Origin of the sequence: Micromonospora cynarisoli, from assembly GCF_030518815.1 — a bacterium.
GTDB lineage: Bacteria > Actinomycetota > Actinomycetes > Mycobacteriales > Micromonosporaceae > Micromonospora > Micromonospora wenchangensis.
In genome coordinates this window covers 704179-724332 of the sequence record NZ_CP130426.1, presented here as the reverse complement: position 1 = coordinate 724332, position 20154 = coordinate 704179, and the positions used below count along the sequence as shown (strand labels likewise).

19 protein-coding genes are annotated in these 20154 nt (G+C 73.9%); 7 read left to right on the top strand and 12 right to left on the bottom strand.

Translation table 11 applies throughout. From position 1 onward, the window contains the following. The first annotated feature begins 16 nt into the window (after positions 1-16). Entirely contained in the window at positions 17-238 is a 222-nt protein-coding gene (locus tag Q2K16_RS02790) for a CDGSH iron-sulfur domain-containing protein (protein ID WP_302743382.1), read from the top strand. Here Q2K16_RS02790 and Q2K16_RS02785 read toward each other — a convergent pair. The 3 genes from Q2K16_RS02785 to Q2K16_RS02775 are packed head-to-tail and all read right to left on the bottom strand — an operon-like array spanning position 158 to position 4196. Next, positions 158-1270, bottom strand: coding sequence for an iron-containing redox enzyme family protein (locus Q2K16_RS02785; RefSeq protein ID WP_302743381.1), 1113 nt, complete (start codon positions 1268-1270; stop codon positions 158-160). The genes Q2K16_RS02790 and Q2K16_RS02785 overlap by 81 nt on opposite strands. Positions 1271-1321: 51 nt before the next feature. Further along, positions 1322-3085 (bottom strand): thiamine pyrophosphate-binding protein, encoded by a 1764-nt coding sequence (locus Q2K16_RS02780; protein ID WP_302743380.1) that lies wholly within the window; start codon positions 3083-3085, stop codon positions 1322-1324. After that, positions 3078-4196 carry a baeRF2 domain-containing protein gene (locus Q2K16_RS02775; protein WP_302743379.1) on the bottom strand — a complete coding sequence of 373 codons (1119 nt, stop codon included), beginning with the start codon at positions 4194-4196 and terminating at the stop codon, positions 3078-3080. Before Q2K16_RS02775 ends, Q2K16_RS02780 begins: the two co-directional genes overlap by 8 nt. 144 nt (positions 4197-4340) lie before the next feature. On the opposite strand from Q2K16_RS02775, the gene Q2K16_RS02770 reads away from it, so the two are divergent. Next, positions 4341-4883, top strand: a complete 543-nt coding sequence (locus Q2K16_RS02770; protein ID WP_302746346.1) for a hypothetical protein — start codon at positions 4341-4343, stop codon at positions 4881-4883. Positions 4884-4958: 75 nt separating this feature from the next. Here Q2K16_RS02770 and Q2K16_RS02765 read toward each other — a convergent pair whose 3' ends face one another. Continuing rightward, the gene (locus Q2K16_RS02765; RefSeq protein WP_302743378.1) at positions 4959-5294 is read right to left on the bottom strand and encodes a DUF3817 domain-containing protein; all 336 of its coding nucleotides are present in this window, start codon (positions 5292-5294) and stop codon (positions 4959-4961) included. A gap of 163 nt (positions 5295-5457) precedes the next feature. Between Q2K16_RS02765 and Q2K16_RS02760 the strand changes: the two genes are divergently transcribed. Genes Q2K16_RS02760 through Q2K16_RS02745 form a run of 4 tightly spaced genes read left to right on the top strand, consistent with a single transcriptional unit; the run spans position 5458 to position 7832 of the window. Further along, positions 5458-6939 (top strand): glutamate-cysteine ligase family protein, encoded by a 1482-nt coding sequence (locus tag Q2K16_RS02760; RefSeq protein WP_302743377.1) that lies wholly within the window; start codon positions 5458-5460, stop codon positions 6937-6939. Between the two features lie 31 nt (positions 6940-6970). Beyond that, complete coding sequence (locus Q2K16_RS02755) at positions 6971-7450, top strand: DUF2975 domain-containing protein (RefSeq protein ID WP_302743376.1); 480 nt, start codon at positions 6971-6973, stop codon at positions 7448-7450. Next, a complete protein-coding gene (locus Q2K16_RS02750) occupies positions 7450-7671 on the top strand; it encodes a helix-turn-helix domain-containing protein (protein WP_088645242.1) in 222 nt (73 codons plus the stop codon). The genes Q2K16_RS02755 and Q2K16_RS02750 overlap by 1 nt, the downstream gene beginning before the upstream one ends. Continuing rightward, complete coding sequence (locus Q2K16_RS02745; RefSeq protein ID WP_302743375.1) at positions 7668-7832, top strand: hypothetical protein; 165 nt, start codon at positions 7668-7670, stop codon at positions 7830-7832. The genes Q2K16_RS02750 and Q2K16_RS02745 overlap by 4 nt, the downstream gene beginning before the upstream one ends. 16 nt (positions 7833-7848) lie before the next feature. Here the strand turns inward: Q2K16_RS02745 and Q2K16_RS02740 are convergent, their stop codons facing one another. Next, positions 7849-8403, bottom strand: a complete 555-nt coding sequence (locus Q2K16_RS02740; protein ID WP_302743374.1) for a TetR/AcrR family transcriptional regulator — start codon at positions 8401-8403, stop codon at positions 7849-7851. 65 nt (positions 8404-8468) lie between these two features. On the opposite strand from Q2K16_RS02740, the gene Q2K16_RS02735 reads away from it, so the two are divergent. Continuing rightward, positions 8469-8960 carry an FBP domain-containing protein gene (locus Q2K16_RS02735; protein ID WP_302743373.1) on the top strand — a complete coding sequence of 164 codons (492 nt, stop codon included), beginning with the start codon at positions 8469-8471 and terminating at the stop codon, positions 8958-8960. Between the two features lie 80 nt (positions 8961-9040). Here Q2K16_RS02735 and Q2K16_RS02730 read toward each other — a convergent pair whose 3' ends face one another. From Q2K16_RS02730 to glgX, 7 genes are all read right to left on the bottom strand, one after another. Beyond that, entirely contained in the window at positions 9041-10588 is a 1548-nt protein-coding gene (locus Q2K16_RS02730) for a pentapeptide repeat-containing protein (RefSeq protein WP_302743372.1), read from the bottom strand. A gap of 134 nt (positions 10589-10722) precedes the next feature. Then, on the bottom strand, positions 10723-11349 hold the full coding sequence (locus tag Q2K16_RS02725; RefSeq protein ID WP_302743371.1) for a response regulator: 627 nt from the start codon (positions 11347-11349) through the stop codon (positions 10723-10725). Continuing rightward, on the bottom strand, positions 11346-12551 hold the full coding sequence (locus tag Q2K16_RS02720) for a sensor histidine kinase (RefSeq protein ID WP_302743370.1): 1206 nt from the start codon (positions 12549-12551) through the stop codon (positions 11346-11348). The genes Q2K16_RS02725 and Q2K16_RS02720 overlap by 4 nt, the downstream gene beginning before the upstream one ends. Before the next feature lie 55 nt (positions 12552-12606). Further along, positions 12607-13542 carry a hypothetical protein gene (locus Q2K16_RS02715; protein WP_302743369.1) on the bottom strand — a complete coding sequence of 312 codons (936 nt, stop codon included), beginning with the start codon at positions 13540-13542 and terminating at the stop codon, positions 12607-12609. 379 nt (positions 13543-13921) lie between these two features. Continuing rightward, entirely contained in the window at positions 13922-15655 is a 1734-nt protein-coding gene (gene treZ / locus Q2K16_RS02710; protein ID WP_302743368.1) for a malto-oligosyltrehalose trehalohydrolase, read from the bottom strand. Next, positions 15652-18012, bottom strand: a complete 2361-nt coding sequence (gene treY / locus Q2K16_RS02705; protein ID WP_302743367.1) for a malto-oligosyltrehalose synthase — start codon at positions 18010-18012, stop codon at positions 15652-15654. Before treY ends, treZ begins: the two co-directional genes overlap by 4 nt. Before the next feature lies 1 nt (position 18013). Next, positions 18014-20134, bottom strand: a complete 2121-nt coding sequence (gene glgX, locus Q2K16_RS02700) for a glycogen debranching protein GlgX (protein WP_302743366.1) — start codon at positions 20132-20134, stop codon at positions 18014-18016. Between the last annotated feature and the right edge of the window lie 20 nt (positions 20135-20154).

Genomic DNA, 20154 nt, shown 5'->3' with positions numbered 1-20154 from the left:
GGGGCACATCCCGACGATGAGCGCCCAGCCTGAGCGGACCGCCGACGCGGCGGCCACCATCACCTGCTACCCGGACGGCCCGCTGCTGGTGAGGGGTGACTTCGCGGTGCTGACCCCCGAGGGGCGGGTCGTCGAGACCCGGCACGGCACGGTGGCGCTATGCCGCTGCGGGCGTTCGGGTCGTCCGCCGTTCTGCGACGGCACCCACCGGGCCGTCGGCTTCCGCTGCGGGCCGTAGCGAGGACGTGCCGGCGGCCCAGCTGTCCAGCAGGTGGGCGGCGAAGAGCCGGTCGGTGGCCAGCGCCGCGGCGGCACCGAGGAGCACGTCACCGGCGAGCGCCGGTTCGGTGCGGACCAGACCGCCGCACAGGTCGTGCGCGGCGATCTGCTCGTGCACCGCGTCGGCCTCCACGTGCTCGTCGTAGAAGCGGGCCGCCGTCTCGTCCAGGCCCAGCCGGCGCAGCCCGTTGCCGTAGCGGCGGTTGGGCAGCGACGAGGTCATCTCGTACGCGGCCAGGTGGCCCAGCAGCGCGCCGCGCAGCCGGCGGTGCAGGCCGAACAGCGAGATCAGGTTGTTGACGGCCAGGGTGACGGCCGGCACCCGGTCCAGGTGGGCGGCGTAGTCGGTGTCCAGGCCGAGCCGGCCCATGGTCACCCGGAACAGTTCGGCGTGCATCAGGTCGCACCGGCCGTTGCCGTACTCGTCCATCTGGATCTCGACCAGGGCGGCCTTGGCCGGGCCGCCGAGGCGGGGCAGCGCCCAGCTGTGCGGGTCGGCCTCGCGCAGGTGGTAGATCGAACGGTGGGTGACGAACTCGCGGAACTGGGCCAGGGTGGCCCGCCGGTGCAGGGCCTCGGCCAGCGCCGGTCCGTCGTCTGCGACGACCAGGGCGGCCAGCGCGGCGGGCACGCCGGCCGGCAGCACCGCAGGCAGCGGGCCGACCAGTCGGCGCACCGCCGCCTCGAACGGCCGCTCGGCCGCCCCGCGCAGCGCCAGCAGCGACGGCTGCCACTCCCAGTCCTCGTCGACCCCGGCCCACCCACGGTAGTGCAGTTCATAGCAGAGGAAGAGGGTGAGCTGCCGGTCCTCGTCGGTCAGCGGGTCCGGGTGGCCCGGCCCGTCACCGACGTCACCGGCCAGCGCCCCGGCGAGCCCGGACGGCAGGTCGTGCGGCGGCCGGCGCAGCGCGGCCAGCACCGCGCCGGAGACCGGCCCGCGTGGCGTCGGCAACGCCGCCGGACCGTAACGGCGGTCGGTGGGTACGGACATCGCGCCTCCCCCGGTGGCTGGTGGGGTCAGGGATGCCCGGGGGCCGGGCGGCTAAACGAGATCCTCCGCCTCGACGACCTGCCGCTCGGCCGCCATCATCCGGTCCCGGATGCGTCGGGTGGCGTCGCCGTCGGCGAAGAGACCCCGCAGGTCGGCCAGGGACGGCTCCGGGGCGCCGGGCGACACCGTCGGGTCCACCACCGCCTCCAGCACGCACGGCCGGTCGGCGGCGAGCGCCTCGTCCCAGGCGGCGCCGACCAGTTCCGGCCGGTCCACCCGGACGCCGTGCAGGCCCAACAGCCGGGCCCAGCCGGCGTACGGCACGTCGGCCCGGCGGCCGGGCACGCCCGGCTGCCAGCGGCCGTCGCCGAGGCCGGAGTGGTCCCGGTTGTTGAGCACCAGCACCACCAGCCGGGGGTCGGCCCAGTCCTGCCACCGGTGGGCCACGGTGATCAGCTCGGCGAGGCCGTTGAGCTGCATCGCCGCGTCGCCGAGCAGGGCGAGCACCGGGACGTCCGGGCGGGCGAGCTTCGCGGCGAGCGCGTAGGGCAGGGCGCAGCCGAGCGAGCCGAGGGCACCGCAGAGCTGCGCGTCGACCCCGGGCGGCAGTTGCAGGTGGCGGGCGTACCAGGAGAGCACCGAACCGACGTCGACGGCGACCGAACCGACGTGCGGCAGCCGGGCGGACAGTTCCCGCAGGACCAGTTGCGGGTTGACCGGTTCGGCCGGCGCGGCGGCGTGCGCGGCGGCCTCCGTGCGCCACCTGTCGACGGCACCCTCGACGGTGGCCCGCCACTGCCGGTCGGGGCGGTCGGCGACCTGGCCCAGCAGCGCGCGCAGGGTCTCGGTGGCGTCGCCGACCAGGGGCACGTCCACCGGGTACCGGGTGCCGATGCGCCGCCCGTCGATGTCGATCTGGATGGTGCGGGTCTGGCCGGGCATCGGGAAGTAGTCGGTCCACGGATCGTTGGTGCCCACCAGCAGCAGGGTGTCCGCGCCGCCCATGAGCTGCGCGGCGGCCGTGGTGCCGACCTCGCCGAGCACCCCGGTGTGGAACGGCAGCCGTTCGTCGAGCACCGGCTTGCCCAGCAGCGAGGCGGCCACCCCGGCACCCAGCCGGTCGGCCAGCGCCACGATCTGTTCCGCCGCGCCCCGGCCGCCCTGCCCGACCAGGATCGCCACCCGGTGACCGACGGTGAGCAGGGCCGCGGCGGCGTCCAGGTCCGCCTGGTGCGGCAGCACCCGGGCCAGCGGTTCACCGGGGGTCGCGGTGAGCACCCCGGCCGTGTGCGGTTGCAGCTGCGGCACGGCGGTCTCCTGCAACGCCCGGGGCAGCACCACGCAGGTGGGGCTGCGGGTCGCCGCGGCGGTCCGGAACGCCTGGTCGAGCAGTGCCGGCACCTGCTGCGGGGTACGCCCGTAGCGGACGAACTGGTGGCACACGTCGCCGAAGAGCCGGCTCAGCCCGATCTCCTCGTGCACCTCGCCGAGCGGCCCGGTGACGTCCTCGCCGACGATCGCCACCACCGGTTTGCTGTCCAGCTTCGCGTCGTACAGGCCGTTGAGCAGGTGCACCGCACTGGGGCCCTGGGTGGCCAGGCAGACCCCGATGCCGCCGGTGAACTTGGCGTGCCCGGTCGCCATGAAGGCGGCGCTCTCCTCGTGCCGGGCGGGGACGAACTCCGGGTCCCCGCCCGCGGCGTCCAGCGCCCCGACCACCGGGGCGATCGCCTCCCCCGGGCAGCCGAAGGCGCGGGGCACCCGCCAGGCCCGCAACCGGTCCACCACCAGGTGCGCGACGGTGCGGTCAGCCATGGTCGCGTCCCGGGGTGGCCGGGTCGACGTAGCGCAGCACCGCGCCGACGCCGTCGGCCAGCTCGGGGGCCTCGTCCGGCCCGAGGACGGTCAGGTCGGCGTCGGTGCCGACCAGCGCCCGGACCAGGGCCGCGTCGGCCCGGACCCGTTGCGGGTCGGCCACGGCGGCGAGTTGGTCGGGCGCGGTGGCGATGTCGGTGGCCCGGGGGCCGATCCACAGTTCGCCGACGGCCGACGGGTCGTCGACCAGCAGCATGGTGTCGACCTGGTTGCGTTGCAGGGCGGCCACCACGGCGTCCAGCCCGGCGCCCACGTCCTCCTGGGTGCCGAACCGGTCCAGTGCGGCGGTGACGTGCTGGTCGGCGGCCTCGGCGATGGTCTGCACGGTGATGTCGTCCATCGCCGCCGGGTCGGCGCCGCCGGCCCGGGAGCCGGCGTCGGTGCGGACCACCACGTCCTGCCAGCGGCGCGGCAGTTGGGCGGCGATCATCCCGGTGGCCCGGACGTCCCCGGCGACCACCACCACGTCGGCGCCGACCCGGTCGGCCAGTTCGGCGGTGGCCGCGGCGGCGTCCCCGGCGTTGTGGTGCCAGGCCTCCATCGCGGCCCGCTGGTAGCGGGACTGGGACCAGCCGCCGGGCTGCACCCGGCGCAGCGGGTAGCTCTGCCGGCCGGTGACGTGCGCCCGTCGGGGCACCCCACCGGCGCTGACCGCGACGGCGTCCGCGCCGGTCCGGTCGGCGAGCACCCGGACCCAGGCGACCTGTTCCCCGCGCTGCGCGAGCAACGGCATGACGTGCGGCAGCGGGGCGTACGCGGCCAGGTCACGCAGGGGCGGCGCGGCGAGGTACTCGGAGAGCACCACCCGGCCCCGGTTGGCGAACGCGGCGAGTCCGTAGTCGCCAGGCAGCGGGTCGTGGCCGCGGACCACCCGGTCCAGCGCCGCGATGGTCGGCTCGTCCGCGCCGTCGGCGGCGAGCTGCCCGGCCAGGGCCCGCCAGCGCAGGTCCAGCGCCGGGCGCGCGTCCTGGGTGTCCCGGGAGGCGTCCAGGTAGACCGAGCACCACGGCCCGGGACGGTCGTAGAGCGGGTGCAGGAAGGACAGCTGCATGCTCGACCCCTTTCCGGCTCGGCCGCCCGCTTACCCGCGCCGCCCGGGATGTCACCTCGACCGGGCCGGGTGACGTGACCCCCGTTCATTCATGTCATTCGACCCGCAAGACGGATACCATCAGTGAACGGAACCGGACTCTCGGTGGTGAACATGGACAGCGATCTCCGTAACCGGGTGATACGCCCGACGCAGCGGATATTCACCGGACGGGTGGTCCGGTTCATGGACGGCTACACCCGCGAGCTCAGGATCGGCCAGCCGGTGCTGGTGGCGGTGCTGACCGCGGCGAGCGTGGCGGGCCTGCTGGTGATGCTGGTGCGCACGGCGCTCTCGCAGGCCGGCGGCGGCAGCCGCCGTAAGTGGAAGGACCTCAAGAAGGGGCCGGAGTTCCTGGTCACCCCGGTCCGGCTGCGCGACGACAAGGGCCAGCTCTACGAGGTGGAGCTGCACGGGCACCTGGCACAGAGCGCGGTGCACCCGTCCGACTGGGTGCAGCTCACGCTGAGCCCGCAGGACGTCGACCTGCCGCCGCGCATCGAGCGGATCGTCAACCTGACCACCGGGCAGTTGCTCACCCCGCGTACCGCCACGGTGTGGAGCCACCTCGGTCCGCCGCTGCTGATCCAGGCGGTGCTGGGCGCGGTGCTGGTGCTGCTGGTCGCCGCCGCCGTGGTCCTCATCTGACGCCACCCGGCCGGCCCCCGCCCGACCGACGGTCCGGGGCCGGGCCGGCGGTCGGCCGCAGGTCGCCCGGGGCGGTCAGCCGACCGGGGTCAGCGGGCGCTGCGGCGCGGTGGTCCGCAGCAGACCCCGGCGGGCGGCCCAGCGTTCGAAGAGCAGGGTGGCGAACGGCGGCACCGCGCAGACCAGCGCCACGAAGGTGACCCCGAGCGACCACCGGTGCAGCCGGGCCACGGCGAGCACCAGCAGGCCGTACGCGACGAAGAGCGCCCCGTGGACCGGCCCGAAGATCTGCACGCCGATCTCGTTGCCCGGCGGGCCGTACTTGACCGCCATGCCGACCAGCAGGGCAAGCCATGAGCAGGCCTCGGCGATCGCCGCCGCCACGAACAGCCGGGTCGTCTTCTCGCGCATCGCGCCATGCTATCCAGCCGCCTTCCTCTTCCGGCCCGCGACGGGCGGCGGGCGACGGGGATCACCCGGGTCGCCTGTGGGTACGTAAGGGGTCCTTCGGGTCTTCCCGGTTCGCCCGGGACGTGCGAGGTTTGTCGGGACCAACGGTGACAGGACGGTGACCATGGGCGAGGAAGTCGGAGCGCGCACGTTCAGTCGGGAGGACCGGGCCCGCTACCGGGAGAAGGTCCGCCGGTGTCTGGACGTCTTCGCCGAGATGCTGCGGGAGTCCCGGTTCGACGTGGAGCGGCCGATGACCGGCCTGGAGATCGAGTTGAACCTGGTCGACGACGACTCCCGGCCGACGATGCGCAACGCCGACGTGCTCGCCGCCGTCGCCGATCCCAGTTTCCAGACCGAGCTGGGCCAGTTCAACGTGGAGATCAACGTCGCGCCCCGGCGGCTGGTCGGCACCGGCACGGCCGAGTTCGAGTCTCACGTACGGGCCAGCCTGAACGCCGCGGAGGACAAGGCCCGCACGGTCGACGCCCACATGGTGATGATCGGCATCCTGCCCACCCTGGAGCCGGGGCACCTGACCGCCGGGGCGCTGTCGTCGAATCCGCGCTACGCGCCGCTCAACGAGCAGATCTTCGCCGCCCGGGGCGAGGATCTGCGGATCGCGATCAGCGGGGTGGAGCGGCTGGCGACCACGGCCGACACGATCACCCCGGAGGCGGCCTGCACCAGCACCCAGTTCCACCTCCAGGTCAGCCCGGCCGACTTCGCCGGCTACTGGAACGCCGCCCAGGCCATCGCCGGGGTCCAGGTGGCACTGGGCGCGAACTCGCCGCTGTTCTTCGGTCGGGAGCTGTGGCGCGAGACCCGGGTGCCGCTGTTCCAGCAGGCCACCGACACCCGCTCCGAGGAGATCAAGGCCCAGGGGGTACGCCCGCGGGTCTGGTTCGGGGAGCGTTGGATCACCAGCGTGTTCGACCTGTTCGAGGAGAACGTTCGCTACTTTCCGGCGCTGCTGCCGGTGTGCGACCCGGAGGACCCGGCCGAGACGCTGGCCGCAGGTGGCGTGCCGAGGCTGGCCGAGCTGCGGTTGCACAACGGCACCATCTACCGCTGGAACCGGCCGGTGTACGACGTGTGGAAGGGCCGCCCGCACCTGCGGGTGGAGAACCGGGTGCTGCCGGCCGGGCCGACGGTGGTGGACACGATCGCCAACGGCGCGTTCTATTTCGGGCTGGTCCGGGCGCTTGCCGAGGCGGACCGGCCACTGTGGTCGCAGATGTCGTTCAGCGCGGCGGAGGAGAACTTCACCAGCGGTGCCCGGCACGGCATCGACGCGCAGGTGTACTGGCCGGGGCTGGGTTACCTGCCGGCGACGGAGCTGGTGCTGCGCCGGTTGCTGCCGTTGGCCCACCAGGGGTTGGACCGCTGGGGGGTGGACCCGGCCGAACGTGACCGGCTGCTGGGCATCATCGAGCGGCGCTGCCTGACCGGGCGCAACGGCGCGAGCTGGCAGGTGGCGACGTTGCACCGGCTGGAGTCGGCCGACCACCTCGACCGGCCGGAGGCGTTGCGCGAGGTGGTCCGCCAGTACGTCGAGCTGATGCACAGCAACCTACCGGTCCACGAGTGGCCGATGACCGATTGACTTTCGATAGGTTACGAGTGATAGTCGATACATGACGACGGCACGTTGGGCGGTCACCGCCCTCAGAGTCTTTCTCGTGGTCCTGTTCGCGGTGCTGGTGCTGTTCCAGACCATGTCGCTGCCCGGCCAGTTCGCCCACCTGGCCCGCGAGTCGCCCGAGCAGGCGTACCTGCGCTGGCCGGCCACCGCCGTGACGGTGTTCTGGGTGCTCTGCGTCCAGGTGGTGATCGTCGCCACCTGGCGGCTGCTCACCCTGGTCCGCAACGACCGGATCTTCAGCGAGCCCGCGCTGGTCTGGGTGGACGCCATCGTCTGGGCGATCGCCGCCGGGTGGCTGACGCTGGTGGGCGTCTTCCTCTACGTCGGGTTCCACGCCGACGACCCCGGCCTGCCGATGCTGCTGTTCCTGCTGTCCGTCGGGGCCACCGTGCTCGGGCTGCTGATGGTGGTGATGCGGGCGCTGCTGCGCCAGGCCACCACGCTGCGCTCCGACATGGAAGCGGTGATCTGATGCCCATCGTCGTACGCATCGACGTCGAGCTGGCCAAACGCAAGATGAGTGTCGGCGAGTTCGCCGAGCGGGTCGGGCTGACCCCGGCGAACGTGGCCGTGCTGAAGAACGGCCGGGCCAAGGCGGTGCGGTTCAGCACCCTGGAGGCGATCTGCCGGGTGCTCGACTGCCAGCCGGGCGACCTGCTCGAATTCGTCGACGACGGGGAGCCGACGCCGTGAGGTACCTGCTCACCCTCGCCGCCGCCGTGCTCCTGGCCGCCGGGGTGGTCGGCGTCGTGCTCGGCGAGTCCGACGACTCCCCCGGGCTCCAACTGCTGGGCGGCCTGCTGGTCATCGGCGCGATCGGCATCGGCGTACGGGTCTTCCGGGTGCTGCGGTAGCGCCCGTCGGGGCCGTTCAGGGTGCCGGCCAGTGGCGCAGCAGGGCGTCGAGGGCGTCGAGGACCCGGGTCCAGGTCTGCCCGGTGTCGGGGGCGCTGTGGTCGAAGCTGCCGCCCAGTTCGAGGTTGACGTAGCCGTTGAAGACGCCGCCGAGCAGCCGGACCGCGTGGGTCTGGTCGGGTTCGCGCAGGTCGTAGCCGCGCAGGATGGCCCGGGTCAGCTCGGCGTGCCGCCTGCCGGCGCTGGCGGCGGCCGTGGCCGGGTCGAGCCTGAGCTGGGCGGCGGCCCACCGGCCCGGGTGCTCGCGGGCATAGTCGCGGTAGACGCCGCCGAGGGCGGCCAGCGCGTCCCGGCCGGCCCGACCGGCGAGGGCGTCGGCGGCCCGGACGGCCAGCTCGTCGAGGGCGAGCAGGGCGATCCGGGTGCGCAGGTCCCCGGAGTTGCGCACGTGCGCGTAGAGGCTCGCGACCTGCACGTCGAAGCGCCGGGCGAGCGCGGAGAGGGTCACCTGGTCGAATCCGACCTCGTCGGCCAGCTCAGCGCCGGCCCGGGTGAGACGGTCGGTGGTCAAGCCCGCACGTGCCATAACTTATTATGCGTTTGCCTAAAGATTTTAGGCAAATTACCGTGGCCGTCATGGAGCCACTGACCGAGCAGGAGATCCGTTCCGCCTTCGTCAACTGCACCAAGGGCGAGAGCAAGCGGCTGTACGTCCCCCGTGACCTGGCCGCCCGCCCCTGGCCCGACCTGGACTACCTCGGCTGGCGGGACCCCCGCGCCCCCGACCGCGCCTACCTCGTCACCGAGGTGGACGGCCGGCGGACCGCCCTGGTGCTGCGCTGCCCCACCCCGACCACCAGGCAGCCACCGCGCGGCATGTGCGCCATCTGCCTGACCACCCCCGCCGCCGGCGTCAGCCTGATGGTCGCGCCGAGGGCCGGCAAGGCCGGGCAGCAGGGCAACACGGTGGGCACCTACCTCTGCACCGACCTCGCCTGCCCGCTCTACGTACGCGGACGCAAGGACGCCGGCCCCGGCACCCGGATGCAGGAATCGCTCACCACGGAGGAGAAGGTCCAGCGGATGACGGCGAACGTCGCCGCGTTCGTCGCCCGGGTGACCGGCTGACCGTGCCCGGCCGGGACGACGCGGCCGGTGGCGGGACCGCGCGACACCCGCCCCAAGCGCACCGGGCCGCGCGGCGGCGCTCACCCCGGGGGTGACGCCGCCTCGTCGATCACCACCCCGGCGTGACCCGCCACCTCGCCGAGGACCTCGCGCACACCGCGTCGACGGTCGAGCCGTGCCCCGGCGAAACTGACCGGACCGTGGAACGACGCCCGCCCGTCGCCGCCGCCGAGCCGGAAGGTCGCCCCGGTGAAGACGCTCCCCGCGAACCCGGTGTCGCCGTGGAACTGGGCTCCGGTGAAATCGGCGTGGCCGACGTGGCAACCGCCGAGGTCGAGGTCGACCAGGGTGGCCCCGCAGAGCATGAGGTCCGTTCCCGGCCAGTGCGGCGGCCCGCCCGGGGTGTGCGTCGCCGGACGCAGCCGCGCCGCGAGCATCCGTTGCGCGGTGCGCCGCAGCTCCAGCTCGGCGGCCTGCCCGTCGGTGCGGGGCCCGGCCAGGTCGAACGACAGCGGCGTACGCAGGTAGCCGCAGACCGCGTCCACCACCCGCTGCCGCAGCTCCGGGCGGGCGTCGCCGAGGTCGGCGAGGACGGCCAGCCCGGCCCGGCGCACGTCCGGGTCGGCGTCGGCGAGCTGACCCGCGTACGGGCGGACGGCATCGTCGGGCACCAGTTGCGCCCCGTCCGGCCCGGCCGGTGCCGGCGTCCAGCCGAGCGGCCAGCACACCGGCCCGTCGTCGGCCGTACCGCCCCAGGTCGCGCCGGTGAGGTCCACGGTGGGCTGGTCGAGATGGACCGGCCCGGCGAACCGGGCCTGTCGGAACGTCGCGGCGGCGGCGAACCGCGCCTTGAAGAACCAGGCCGGACCGGCGAAGCGGGCCTGCCGGAACGACACCGGCCCGACGAACCGGGCACCGTCGCCGCCCTCGCTCCACTCCTGGTAGTCACCCATCAGCACCGCGACGGGCCAGTGCGGATCGTCCTCGTTCGGCTCGTCCCAGGGGGCCGGGGAGATCTCCTCGATGGTCTCCCAGGCCGGGTCGTCCTCCCACAGCTCGTCCTCGCCCCGGCCGAACCAGGCGAACGCGGTGAAGCGGGCCCCGGTGAAGTCGGCGTCGGCGCGGAACCGGGCCCGACCGAACGCGGCATGGCCGAGGAACCGGGCCCCGGCGAACCGGGCCGGCCCGTGCCAGACGGTGCGGGCGAAGTCGGCGTCGCCGGTGAACCGGACGTCGTCGAACGAGGTGGTCCCGAGGAACCGGGCGTCGGCGAACCGGGCCGCGCCCAGCACCGCGCAGGAGAGGTCGAGGTCCACCAGGGTGGCCGCCCGCAGGTCGAGGTCGACGGCGGGTCGCGGTTCCGGATCGCCGGTCGGGTCCGCCGGCCCGGCCGGGGCCTCCGCCGCCGGGCGCAGCAGCGTGGCCAGCACCAGGCCCGCCTCTCGCCGGGCGTCGGCGTCCCACCCGTCGGCCCCCACCGGGGCCCGCAGCCCGTCGGCGAGCGCCGCGACCGCCCGGGGCCGCAGCCCGGGGCGGCCGGCCACCAGCTCACCGAGGCCACGCAGGGCGGCGATCCGGCCCGCGCCCGTCTCCTGCGCCACCGCGCGGACGGCTACCTGAAACGCCACCGGGTCCGACTCCCCGACCATCACCCGACCTCCCACCCGTACCCCGCCGGGCACGCCCCGGCGTCGCGCAGGATAGCCGGGCCGACCGACACCGCCCCGGGCGGGCGGCGCGGTCGGCCCTCGCGGGTACGCGGTCAGCCGCCCCTGGCGAACAGCGCCAGGCGTACCCGGTTCGGGCTGTCCGTCTTGGTCATCAGGCTGGTGATGTGGGTCTTGACCGTGGTGACACCGATGTGCAGCCGGTCGGCGATCTCGGTGTTCGACAGCCCCTCGGCCACCAGGGCCAGCACGTCCTGCTCGCGGGCGGTCAGCCCGGCCACCGGCCGGGGCGGCTCGGCGCGGGCGTGCACCGCCCGCCGGACCAGCCGTTGCAACACCTCCTCGCTGAACGGGCTGCCGCCGGCGGCGGCCCGACGTACGCCGTCGACCAGGTCGCCGGGTGGGGCGTCCTTGAGCAGGAATCCGCAGGCCCCGGCGGTGAGCGCGGGATAGAGGTGGTCGTCGTCGCCGAACGTGGTCAGCACCAGCACCCGCGTCGCCGGCCGGTCGGCGAGGATGCGGCCGGTCGCGGTGATCCCGTCGACGCCGGGCATCCGCAGGTCCATCACCACCACGTCGGGGACGAGCCGGGCGGCCAGGGTGACCGCGTCGCGGCCGTTGTCGGCCTCCCCGACCACCGCGATGTCCGGCTGCGCGTCACAGAGCATGCGCAGGCCCGCGCGGATGAGGTGCTGGTCGTCGACCAGCAGCACCCGGATCACGACCGCTGCGCCGGGTACGGGCCGGCGGCGGCGGACGCCACGGCGGGCAGCACCGTGCGGACCCGCCACCCGGTGCCGGCGGGGCCGGCGTCCAGCCGCCCGCCGAGCACCTCGACCCGTTCCCGCATACCGGTGAGGCCGTGCCCGCCGCCGGGTGGCACCGCTGCCGGCGCCCAGCCCCGCCCGTCGTCGACCACCTCCCAGTGGACCGCGTCGTCGACCACCGACACGGTCAGCCGCGCCCGCGCGGACGTTCCGGCGTGCTTCACCACGTTGGTCAGCGCCTCCTGGGTCAACCGCAGCACCGCCAGCCCGCGTACCGCGTCGAGGGTGCCCACCGCCGGGGCGACGTCCGCCTCCACCGTCACCCCGGCCTGCCGGGCCCGGTCGACGGCCGCCCCGAGCGCGGCCGGCAGCGCGGACGGCTCGATCGCGGTCGACGTCGCGTCGCCGTGCGCCACGTCGGGGTCGCGCAGCACCGCGACCAGCCCGCGCAGGTCCGCCAGCGCCGCCGTCCCGGTGGCGTGCACGTCGTCGAAGACGGCACCCACCCGGGGGTCGAGGTCGGTGAGGACGTGCCGGGCGACGCCGACGCGCAGCACCATCGAGGCCACGTGGTGGGCGACCACGTCGTGCAGCTCGCGGGCGATGGCGCTGCGTTCGTCGGCGCGCGCCGCCCGCTGCTCCGACTCGCGGTGCAGGTGCTCGGCCCGGGACCGTTCGTCGGCCTGCCTGCCGAGTTCGCGGTTGGTCCGCACCACCGTGCCGATCAGCAGCGGCAGGCCGACGTCCACCAGCAGCCCGAACACCGTGCCGGTGACCCCCCGGCCGGTGTGCCCGGACGGGTCGAACGCCGCGACCACGGTCAACCCCACGGCCGCCCACCACCCGGTGCGGGGACGCCGCGACCGCATGGTCAGTTCGAGCAGCGCCCAGCTCGCCCCGACCTGGTTGATCGTCGTGTCGTCGAGGACGACGATCGCGGCGACCAGCAGCGCGGTCTGCGCCGTCAGGTTGAGCAGCGGCCGGCGGTGGGCCAGCAACGCGACGGCGAAGGCGGCCACCGCGAGCGCCCACTGCCGGCCCGTCGGCGGCTGCCCGGTCCTGGTGCCGAACAGGAGGTAGCACAGGCCGCTGAGATCGAGCAGGACCATCCGCACCAGCGTGTCCCGCGTGTCGAACAGCCGTCCCAGCCAACCCACGTCGGTCAGCCTACGGACCGCAGGGCCGGCGCAGGACCCGCCGGGTGGGTGGTGGTCACGCGGCCAGCGCCAGTTCCGGGCGACGCCGCCGGGACACCACCACCGCCGTCCCGGCGAGCGCGGTCGCGGCCACCAGGGCGGCCAGCGCGACGAGCGTGGTCAGGTCCGGCCGCAGCAGCGGCTGCCCGCGCAGCGCCTGCCAGGTCAACAGCAGCGTGAGTACGCCGTACCCGGTGCCCGCGACGGCCAGCAGCCGGACCCGGTCCCGCTCGTCGAGCCAGCGGCCCAGGTAGCGGCGCAGCAGGAAGGCGAGGATCGGCAGCGCCTGCATGGCGTGCAGCCCGACGAAGTGCCCGATCCGCAGGTCGCCCCCGGTGGTGCTCCAGCCGAGGATCGGCAGCCCCGGCCCGCCGTCGGGCACCCCCACGCTGTGCGCCCCGGTGATCCCCTCGGATTCGGCCGGCGCCTGCCCGGGCTGGGTCATCGGCACCGCCACCAGCATGCCCAGGGCGGACCCGCCGAGCCCGAACCCCATCGCCCACCGGGTGGCCCGGTCCCCGGCCCGCCGCACCAGCAGGGTGACCGCGACGACGACGTGCGCGACGAACAGCGCCATGACGGCCGCGCCCATCACCTGCCAGAGCGCGGCGTTGAGCGGGCTGGTCTCGTTGTAGTGGCTGGTCGTGCCGCGCACCACCTGCCCGACGATCACCACCATCTCGACCAGGGCCGTGGCCACCACCACGCTGGCCGCCCACTCCCCGACCCGGCTGCGGCGGGGCAGCTGGGCCAGCATCCAGGCGAGGGTGGCCGCGTAGAGCACGAAGGACACCGAGAACTTGAACGGCTTGAGCCAGATCGGCACGCCGGTGAGCACCCGTGGATCGGCGAGCGTGCCGACGGCCGCGACCACGGCGAGCACCGCCATCGCGGCGGTGAGCAGAACCAGGGGGCGGTGCCGTCCGGCCGCCCGGGACATCAGGTCAGTCATGCCTGTAGACGTTCGCCGGCCGGCGGCCCGACCGCGTCCGACCGGAAGCCCCGGTCGCGGCCACCGGTCGGAGGTCGTCTCCTCCCCAGGGTGGAGGCGGGCCGCCGCCCGCGAGCGCCCGCAGGAAGCTGTTCGCCTACTGCCTCGTGGGGGTACTGCACGGGAGATACGAGGTCGGGCCCGGGGAGTACCTGTGTGCACTCAGGCTCATGACACACGGGCATGAACATGACGGACAGGCATACCGCTGCCGCCCGCATCACGGTCCGCCGCACCCGCGACACAGCGTGACGACCGGTCGCGGGACAGGTACGGTCGCGATCCCCGACGCCGCCGCAGCCGGCACCGACCACCGCCGGGCCGCGAAACGCCGTCGCGTTCAGAGCGCCACGATCGCCGCCGTCTCCGCCGGCAACTCCACCCGGTCGCGCATCACGGTGACGCCCTCGCCGGTGGTGAGCAGCACCCGGCGGGCCACCCCGGGCAGGGTGACCCGCTGCGGCCGGCCGGCGAGGTTCGCCACCACCAGACACCCGCCCCGGCGGACCACCAGGAACTGGTCGCCGTGGCGTACCTCCACCCGGTGCAGCCGGGGGTCGGACAGGTCGGCCCGGTTCTTACGCAGCGCGATCAGCCGCCGGTAGAACTCGTACATCTCGCGGTGTTCGGGCTTGTCCAGCTCGGCCCAGTCGAGCCGGGAGCGTCGGAAGGTCTGCGGGTCCTGCGGGTCGGGCACGTCGCCGGGCGGCCAGCCGTGCGCGGCGAACTCGCGCCGTCGGCCGGTGGCCACCGCCGCCGCCAGCTCCGGCTCCGGATGGCTGGTGAAGAACTGCCACGGGGTGCTGGCCGCCCACTCCTCCCCCATGAACAGCATCGGGGTGAACGGCGCGGTCAGCAGCAGCATCGCCCCGACCCGCAGCAGCGCGGGCGACAGCCCGGCGGAGATCCGGTCGCCGGTGGCGCGGTTGCCGACCTGGTCGTGGTTCTGCAGGTACGCCACGAACCGGTGCCCGGGGACGGTGTGCCGGTCCACCGGGCGGCCGTGGGTGCGGTTGCGGAAGCTGGACCAGGTGCCGGCGTGGAAGAACGCCCCGGTCAGCACGTCGGTCAGGCACTCCAGCGAGCCGAAGTCGCCGTAGTAGCCCTGCCGTTCCCCGGTGAGCAGGGTGTGCAGGGCGTGGTGGGCGTCGTCGTTCCACTGCGCGTGCAGGCCGTAGCCGCCGGCCTCCCGGGCGGTGATCAGCCGGGGGTCGTTGAGGTCGGACTCGGCGATCAGCGACAGCGGGCGGCCCAGATGGGTGGCGAGCGACTCCACCTCGACCGCCACCTGCTCCAACACGTGGGTGGCCCGGGTGTCGGGCATCGCGTGCACGGCGTCGAGCCGCAGGCCGTCGACGTGGTAGTCGCGCAGCCACATCAGCACCGAGTCGATGATGTAGCGGCGCACCCCGTCGGAGTGCGGGCCGTCCAGGTTGACCGTGCGGCCCCACGGGTTGCTCTGCTCGCTCAGGTACGGCGCGAAGCTCGGCGCGTAGGCCCCGGAGGGCCCGAAATGGTTGTAGACGACGTCGAGGATCACCCCCAGGCCCTTGGCGTGGGCGGCGTCGACAAGCCGTTTCAGCCCGTCCGGCCCGCCGTAGGGTTCGTGCGGGGCGTACCAGCAGACCCCGTCGTAGCCCCAGTTGTGCTCGCCGTTGAACGCGTTGACCGGGAGCAGCTCGATCAGGTCGACGCCGAGGTCCACCAGGTGGTCGAGGCGGTCGATCGCCGCGTCGAAGGTGCCCTCCGGGGTGAACGTGCCGATGTGCAGCTCGTAGAGGATGCTGCCGGGCAGTTGCCGGCCGGTCCAGCCCTGGTCGGTCCAGTCGAAGGCGGCGTGGTCGTAGCGTCGGCTCGGCCCGTGCACCCCGGCCGGCTGCCACGTCGAGCGCGGGTCGGGCAGCGGGGTGTCCTCGTCGTCCAGCAGGAACGCGTAGTCGGTGCCGGGGCCGGCGTCGGGCACCTCGACCCGCCACCACCCGTCCGGCCCGGCCCGCATGTCGTAATCGGCGACGCCGGGCAGGCGCAGCCGGAGCCGGGCGACGTCGGGCGCCCAGACGGTGAACTCGGTCATGCGGCAGCCTCCGCGGGGTCGGTGGGAGCCAGCAGGGCGGTGGGCGCGAGCACGGCGGTGGGCGCGAGCAGAGCCACCGGATAGGTGTTCAGCAGATCATGAAGGAGCAGCTCAGAACCACTGTAGACCTGTCCGGTGAACACGTCGGTAACACTGTCGCCGGGCATCGACAGGCGGGTGTCGCGCCAGCCGCCGTCGCGGGCCAGCCCCACCGGCAGCCGGGTGGCCACCGCGACCGCCCCACCCCGGTCGAAGGCGACCACGTGCGCGGCGGCCGACCCGTGCGCGGCCACCGGCCGGTAGCCGTCGAACAGTTCCGGGTGATCGCGGCGCAGCCGCAGCGTGCGGGAGACCACCAGCAGCTTGGCCGCGCCGTCGGCGGCCACCGCCGGCTGCCAGCCGGCATCGAGCCGGGCCAGCAGCTCCCGGCGTACGGCGAAGTCGACCGGGCAGCGGTTGTCCGGGTCGACCAGGGAGTTCTCCCACAGTTCGGTGCCCTGGTAGGTGTCGGGCACCCCGGGCATGGCGAGCTGCACCAGCTTCTGCCCGAGCGCGTTGGACCAGCCGGCCGGGGTGATCCGGTCGGCGAACGCGGTGATCTCGGCGTGCAGTTGCGGGTCGTCGTACATCCGGTCGACCAGGGCGTGCATCGCGTGTTCGAAGGTCGGGTCGGGGTCGGCCCAGCTCGTCGCGACCGACGCCTCCCGGGCCGCCTTCTCCACGTACGCGTGCAGCCGCTCCCGGTCGATCGGCCAGGCGCCCACGGCGGTCTGCCACACCAGGTGGGCGAAGGCCGGATCGGCCAGCGGCGCGCGCGCCGTCCAGTCGCCGACCTGCTCCGCCCAGCGGGCCGGCAGCTCGGCGAGCACGGCGAGCCGGGCCCGGACGTCCTCGCCGCGCTTGGTGTCGTGGGTCGACAGCGTGGTCATGCCCGCCGGCCAGCGGACCTGCCGGGCGGCGGCGAACCGGTGGAACTCCGCCGGGGGCACGCCGAAGTGGGCGGGTGAGCCGCCGACCTCGTTCAACGCCACGAACCGGCTCCACCGGTAGTAGGCGGTGTCCTCCACCCCCTTGGCCATCACCGCGCCGGTGAGCTGCGGGAACCGGGCGGCCAGCTCGTGCTCGGGACGCCGCAGCAGGGCGGTCACCGCGTCGAGGGTGGCGGTGAGGTCGGGTCGGCGGCGACCCGCCTCGGCGCGGGCGGCGGCCAGGTGCCGGGCCCCGTGCGGCGGGTAGCCCCGGTAGACCGGGAAGCAGGCGGCCAGCTCCGCCAGGGCCGCCCGGGTGGCGTCGGGGTCGAGGTCGGGGGCGAGGGCGGCGAGCCGGCCCAGCTCGGCGGCGAGCAGCCGGGTGGCGGCCGCCAGCTTGGTGGCGTGGGTGAGGTCCTGCCAGGACGTGTGGTGACCGGTGAGCCGGGCGTCGAGGGCGGTGAAGTCGCCCTCCGCGCGCCCGTCGACGAACAGCCCGCACACCGCGGCCAGCGCGTCGTAGCCGGTGGTGCCGTCGACCGGCCAGTCCGGCAGCTCCTCGCCGTACTCCAGGATCTTCTCCACCACCAGCCAGGCGTGCGGGGCGGCGGCGCGCAACCGGGCCAGGTAGCCGGCCGGGTCGCGCAGGCCGTCGGGGTGGTCGACGCGGATGCCGTCGACCTCACCGGCGGCCACCCAGCGCAGCACCTCGGCGTGGGTGGCGTCGAAGACCGCCGGGTCCTCCACCCGCAGCCCGGCCAGGTCGGACACGGCGAAGAACCGGCGGTACGTCAGCTCGGTGTCGCCGCGCCGCCAGGAGACCAACTCGTAGTGCTGCCGGTCGTGCACCTCACGGGGGCTGCCGTCGGCGGTGCCGTCGGCGACCGGGAACCGGTGCTCGTGGTAGCGCAGTTCCCCGTCGACCAGCTTGAGGTCGTCGACGGCGTCGGGGCTGTCGGCGAGCACCGGCAGCAGCAGCCGGCCCCGCTCCCAGTCGATGTCGAACCAGTCGGCGTACGCCGACGCCCGGCCCCGGCGCAGCACGTCCCACCAGGCCGGGTTTGCCGCCGGCTGGGCGACCCCGGCGTGGTTGGGCACGATGTCGACGACCAGGCCCAGCCCGGCCGCCCGCAACGCCCGGACCAGCCGCTGCCGGCCGGCCTCCCCGCCCAGCTCCGGGTTGGTGGCGCGGTGGTCGACCACGTCGTAGCCGTGCGCGGAGCCGGGAGCGGCGGTGAGCAGGGGCGCGGTGTAGAGGTGGGTGACGCCCAGCGCGGCGAGCCAGTCGGCCAGCGCGGCGGTGGTGTCGAGGTCGAACCCGGGTCGGACCTGGACGCGGTAGGTCGACCCGACAGTCGCCGTCGAGTCGGGTCGGGGCTGTGCGGGCATGTCAGACCGTCCTCTCCAGGACCACCAGGGAGCGGTCCGGCACGCAGACCGCGCCGCCCGCCTCGACCACCGTCGGCTTCTCCGGTTCCGGTTCCGCGGTGCTGATCACCAGCTCCCACCGCTGGCCGAACTCCGCCCCGGGCAGGGTGAAGTCCAGCGGCGCGTCGTGGGCGTTGAAGCAGAGCAGGAACGAGGAGTCCCGGTGCCGCTGACCGTACTGGCCGCGTTCGGGGATGCCGTCGCCGTTGACGAACAGGGCCACCGAACGGCCGAAGTCGTTGCCCCAGTCCTCGCCGGTCATCTCCCGGCCGTCGGGGGTGTACCAGGCCAGGTCCGGCAGCCCCGCCTCGGCGTTGCGGCCGCCCACCGGCAGGCCGGTGAAGAACCGGCGGCGGCGGAACACCTGGTGCCGGTTGCGGAAGTCGGTGAGCCGCCGGACGAAGTCGAGCAGCTCGTCGTCGGCGTGCTCCCAGTCCACCCAGGCCAGCTCGCTGTCCTGGCAGTAGGCGTTGTTGTTGCCGCGTTGGGTGCGGCCCAGTTCGTCGCCGTGGCCGATCATCGGCACGCCCTGGGAGAGCATCAGGGTGGCCAGGAAGTTGCGTCGTTGCCGGGCCCGCAGGGCGGTGACGCCGGGGTCGTCGGTCTCCCCCTCGACGCCGCAGTTCCACGACCTGTTGTGCCCCTCGCCGTCGCGGTTGGACTCGCCGTTGGCCTCGTTGTGCTTGTCGTTGTACGACACCAGGTCGTTGAGGGTGAACCCGTCGTGGCAGGTGACGAAGTTGATGCTGTGGAAGGGGCGGCGACCGTCGTCCTGGTAGAGGTCGGCGGAGCCGGAGATGCGGGAGGCGAACTCGGCCAGGGTGGCCGGCTCACCGCGCCAGAAGTCGCGCACCGTGTCGCGGTACTTGCCGTTCCACTCCGTCCACAGGGGCGGGAAGTTGCCGACCTGGTAGCCGCCGGGGCCGACGTCCCACGGTTCGGCGATCAGCTTCACCTGGCTGACCACCGGGTCCTGCTGCACCACCTCGAAGAAGGTGGACAGCCGGTCGACCTCGTAGAACTCGCGGGCCAGGGTGGCGGCGAGGTCGAAGCGGAACCCGTCGACGTGCATCTCGGTCACCCAGTACCGCAGCGAATCCATGATCAGCTGGAGGGAGTGCGGGCTGCGCACGTTGAGGCTGTTGCCGGTGCCGGTGTAGTCGACGAAGTAGCGTCGGTCCTCCTCGGACAGCCGGTAGTAGCTGGGGGCGTCGACGCCCTTGAAGCTCAGCGTGGGGCCCAGGTGGTTGCCCTCGGCGGTGTGGTTGTAGACCACGTCGAGGATGACCTCGATGCCGGCGGCGTGCAGCGCCTTGACCATGCCCCGGAACTCCTGCACCTGCTGGCCGAGCCGGCCCAACGCCGAGTAGCCGTGGTGCGGGGCGAAGAAGCCGATGCTGTTGTAGCCCCAGTAGTTGCGCAGGCCCAGGTCGGCCAGCCGGTGGTCGTGCACGAACTCGTGCACCGGCATCAGCTCGACGGCGGTCACCCCGAGCTGCCGGAAGTAGTCGATCATCACCGGGGAGGCGATCGCCGCGTAGGTGCCGCGTAGCTCCTCCGGGATGCCGGGGTGGCGCATGGTCAGCCCACGCACGTGCGCCTCGTAGATCACCGAGTGGTGGTACGGGGTGCGCGGCGGCCGGTCGTTGCCCCAGTCGAAGTACGGGTTCACCACCACCGACTTGGGCATGAACGGGGCCGAGTCGGTCTGCGACATCCGGTCCGGGTCGCCGCCCAACTCGTAGTCGTAGACCGCCGGGTCCCAGGTGACCTCCCCGTCGACCGCCTTGGCGTACGGGTCGAGCAGCAGCTTGTGCGGGTTGCACCGGACCCCGTTGGCCGGGTCGTACGGGCCGTGCACCCGGTAGCCGTACCGCTGGCCCGGCTCGATCCCGGGGATGTACGCGTGCCAGACGTACGCGTCGACCTCACGCAGCTCGACCCGGCGCTCGGCGCCGGTGTCCCACTCGTCGAAGAGGCACAACTCGATCTTCTCGGCGACCTCCGAGAAGATCGCGAAGTTGGTGCCCATCCCGTCATAGGTGGCGCCCAGGGGATAACGCTCACCCGGCCAGACCTGCATGTCGCTCCTTAGGCCATGAT

What these genes read in the sequence shown, in the direction of transcription:
- Q2K16_RS02790 (WP_302743382.1), top strand. Translation starts at nt 17, where the DNA reads ATGAGCGCCCAGCCTGAGCGGACCGCCGACGCGGCGGCCACCATCACC.
- Q2K16_RS02785 (WP_302743381.1), bottom strand. Translation starts at nt 1,270, where the DNA reads ATGTCCGTACCCACCGACCGCCGTTACGGTCCGGCGGCGTTGCCGACG.
- Q2K16_RS02780 (WP_302743380.1), bottom strand. Translation starts at nt 3,085, where the DNA reads ATGGCTGACCGCACCGTCGCGCACCTGGTGGTGGACCGGTTGCGGGCC.
- Q2K16_RS02775 (WP_302743379.1), bottom strand. Translation starts at nt 4,196, where the DNA reads ATGCAGCTGTCCTTCCTGCACCCGCTCTACGACCGTCCCGGGCCGTGG.
- Q2K16_RS02765 (WP_302743378.1), bottom strand. Translation starts at nt 5,294, where the DNA reads ATGCGCGAGAAGACGACCCGGCTGTTCGTGGCGGCGGCGATCGCCGAG.
- Q2K16_RS02760 (WP_302743377.1), top strand. Translation starts at nt 5,458, where the DNA reads ATGGGCGAGGAAGTCGGAGCGCGCACGTTCAGTCGGGAGGACCGGGCC.
- Q2K16_RS02755 (WP_302743376.1), top strand. Translation starts at nt 6,971, where the DNA reads ATGACGACGGCACGTTGGGCGGTCACCGCCCTCAGAGTCTTTCTCGTG.
- Q2K16_RS02750 (WP_088645242.1), top strand. Translation starts at nt 7,450, where the DNA reads ATGCCCATCGTCGTACGCATCGACGTCGAGCTGGCCAAACGCAAGATG.
- Q2K16_RS02735 (WP_302743373.1), top strand. Translation starts at nt 8,469, where the DNA reads ATGGAGCCACTGACCGAGCAGGAGATCCGTTCCGCCTTCGTCAACTGC.
- Q2K16_RS02715 (WP_302743369.1), bottom strand. Translation starts at nt 13,542, where the DNA reads ATGACTGACCTGATGTCCCGGGCGGCCGGACGGCACCGCCCCCTGGTT.
- treZ (WP_302743368.1), bottom strand. Translation starts at nt 15,655, where the DNA reads ATGACCGAGTTCACCGTCTGGGCGCCCGACGTCGCCCGGCTCCGGCTG.
- treY (WP_302743367.1), bottom strand. Translation starts at nt 18,012, where the DNA reads ATGCCCGCACAGCCCCGACCCGACTCGACGGCGACTGTCGGGTCGACC.
- glgX (WP_302743366.1), bottom strand. Translation starts at nt 20,134, where the DNA reads ATGCAGGTCTGGCCGGGTGAGCGTTATCCCCTGGGCGCCACCTATGAC.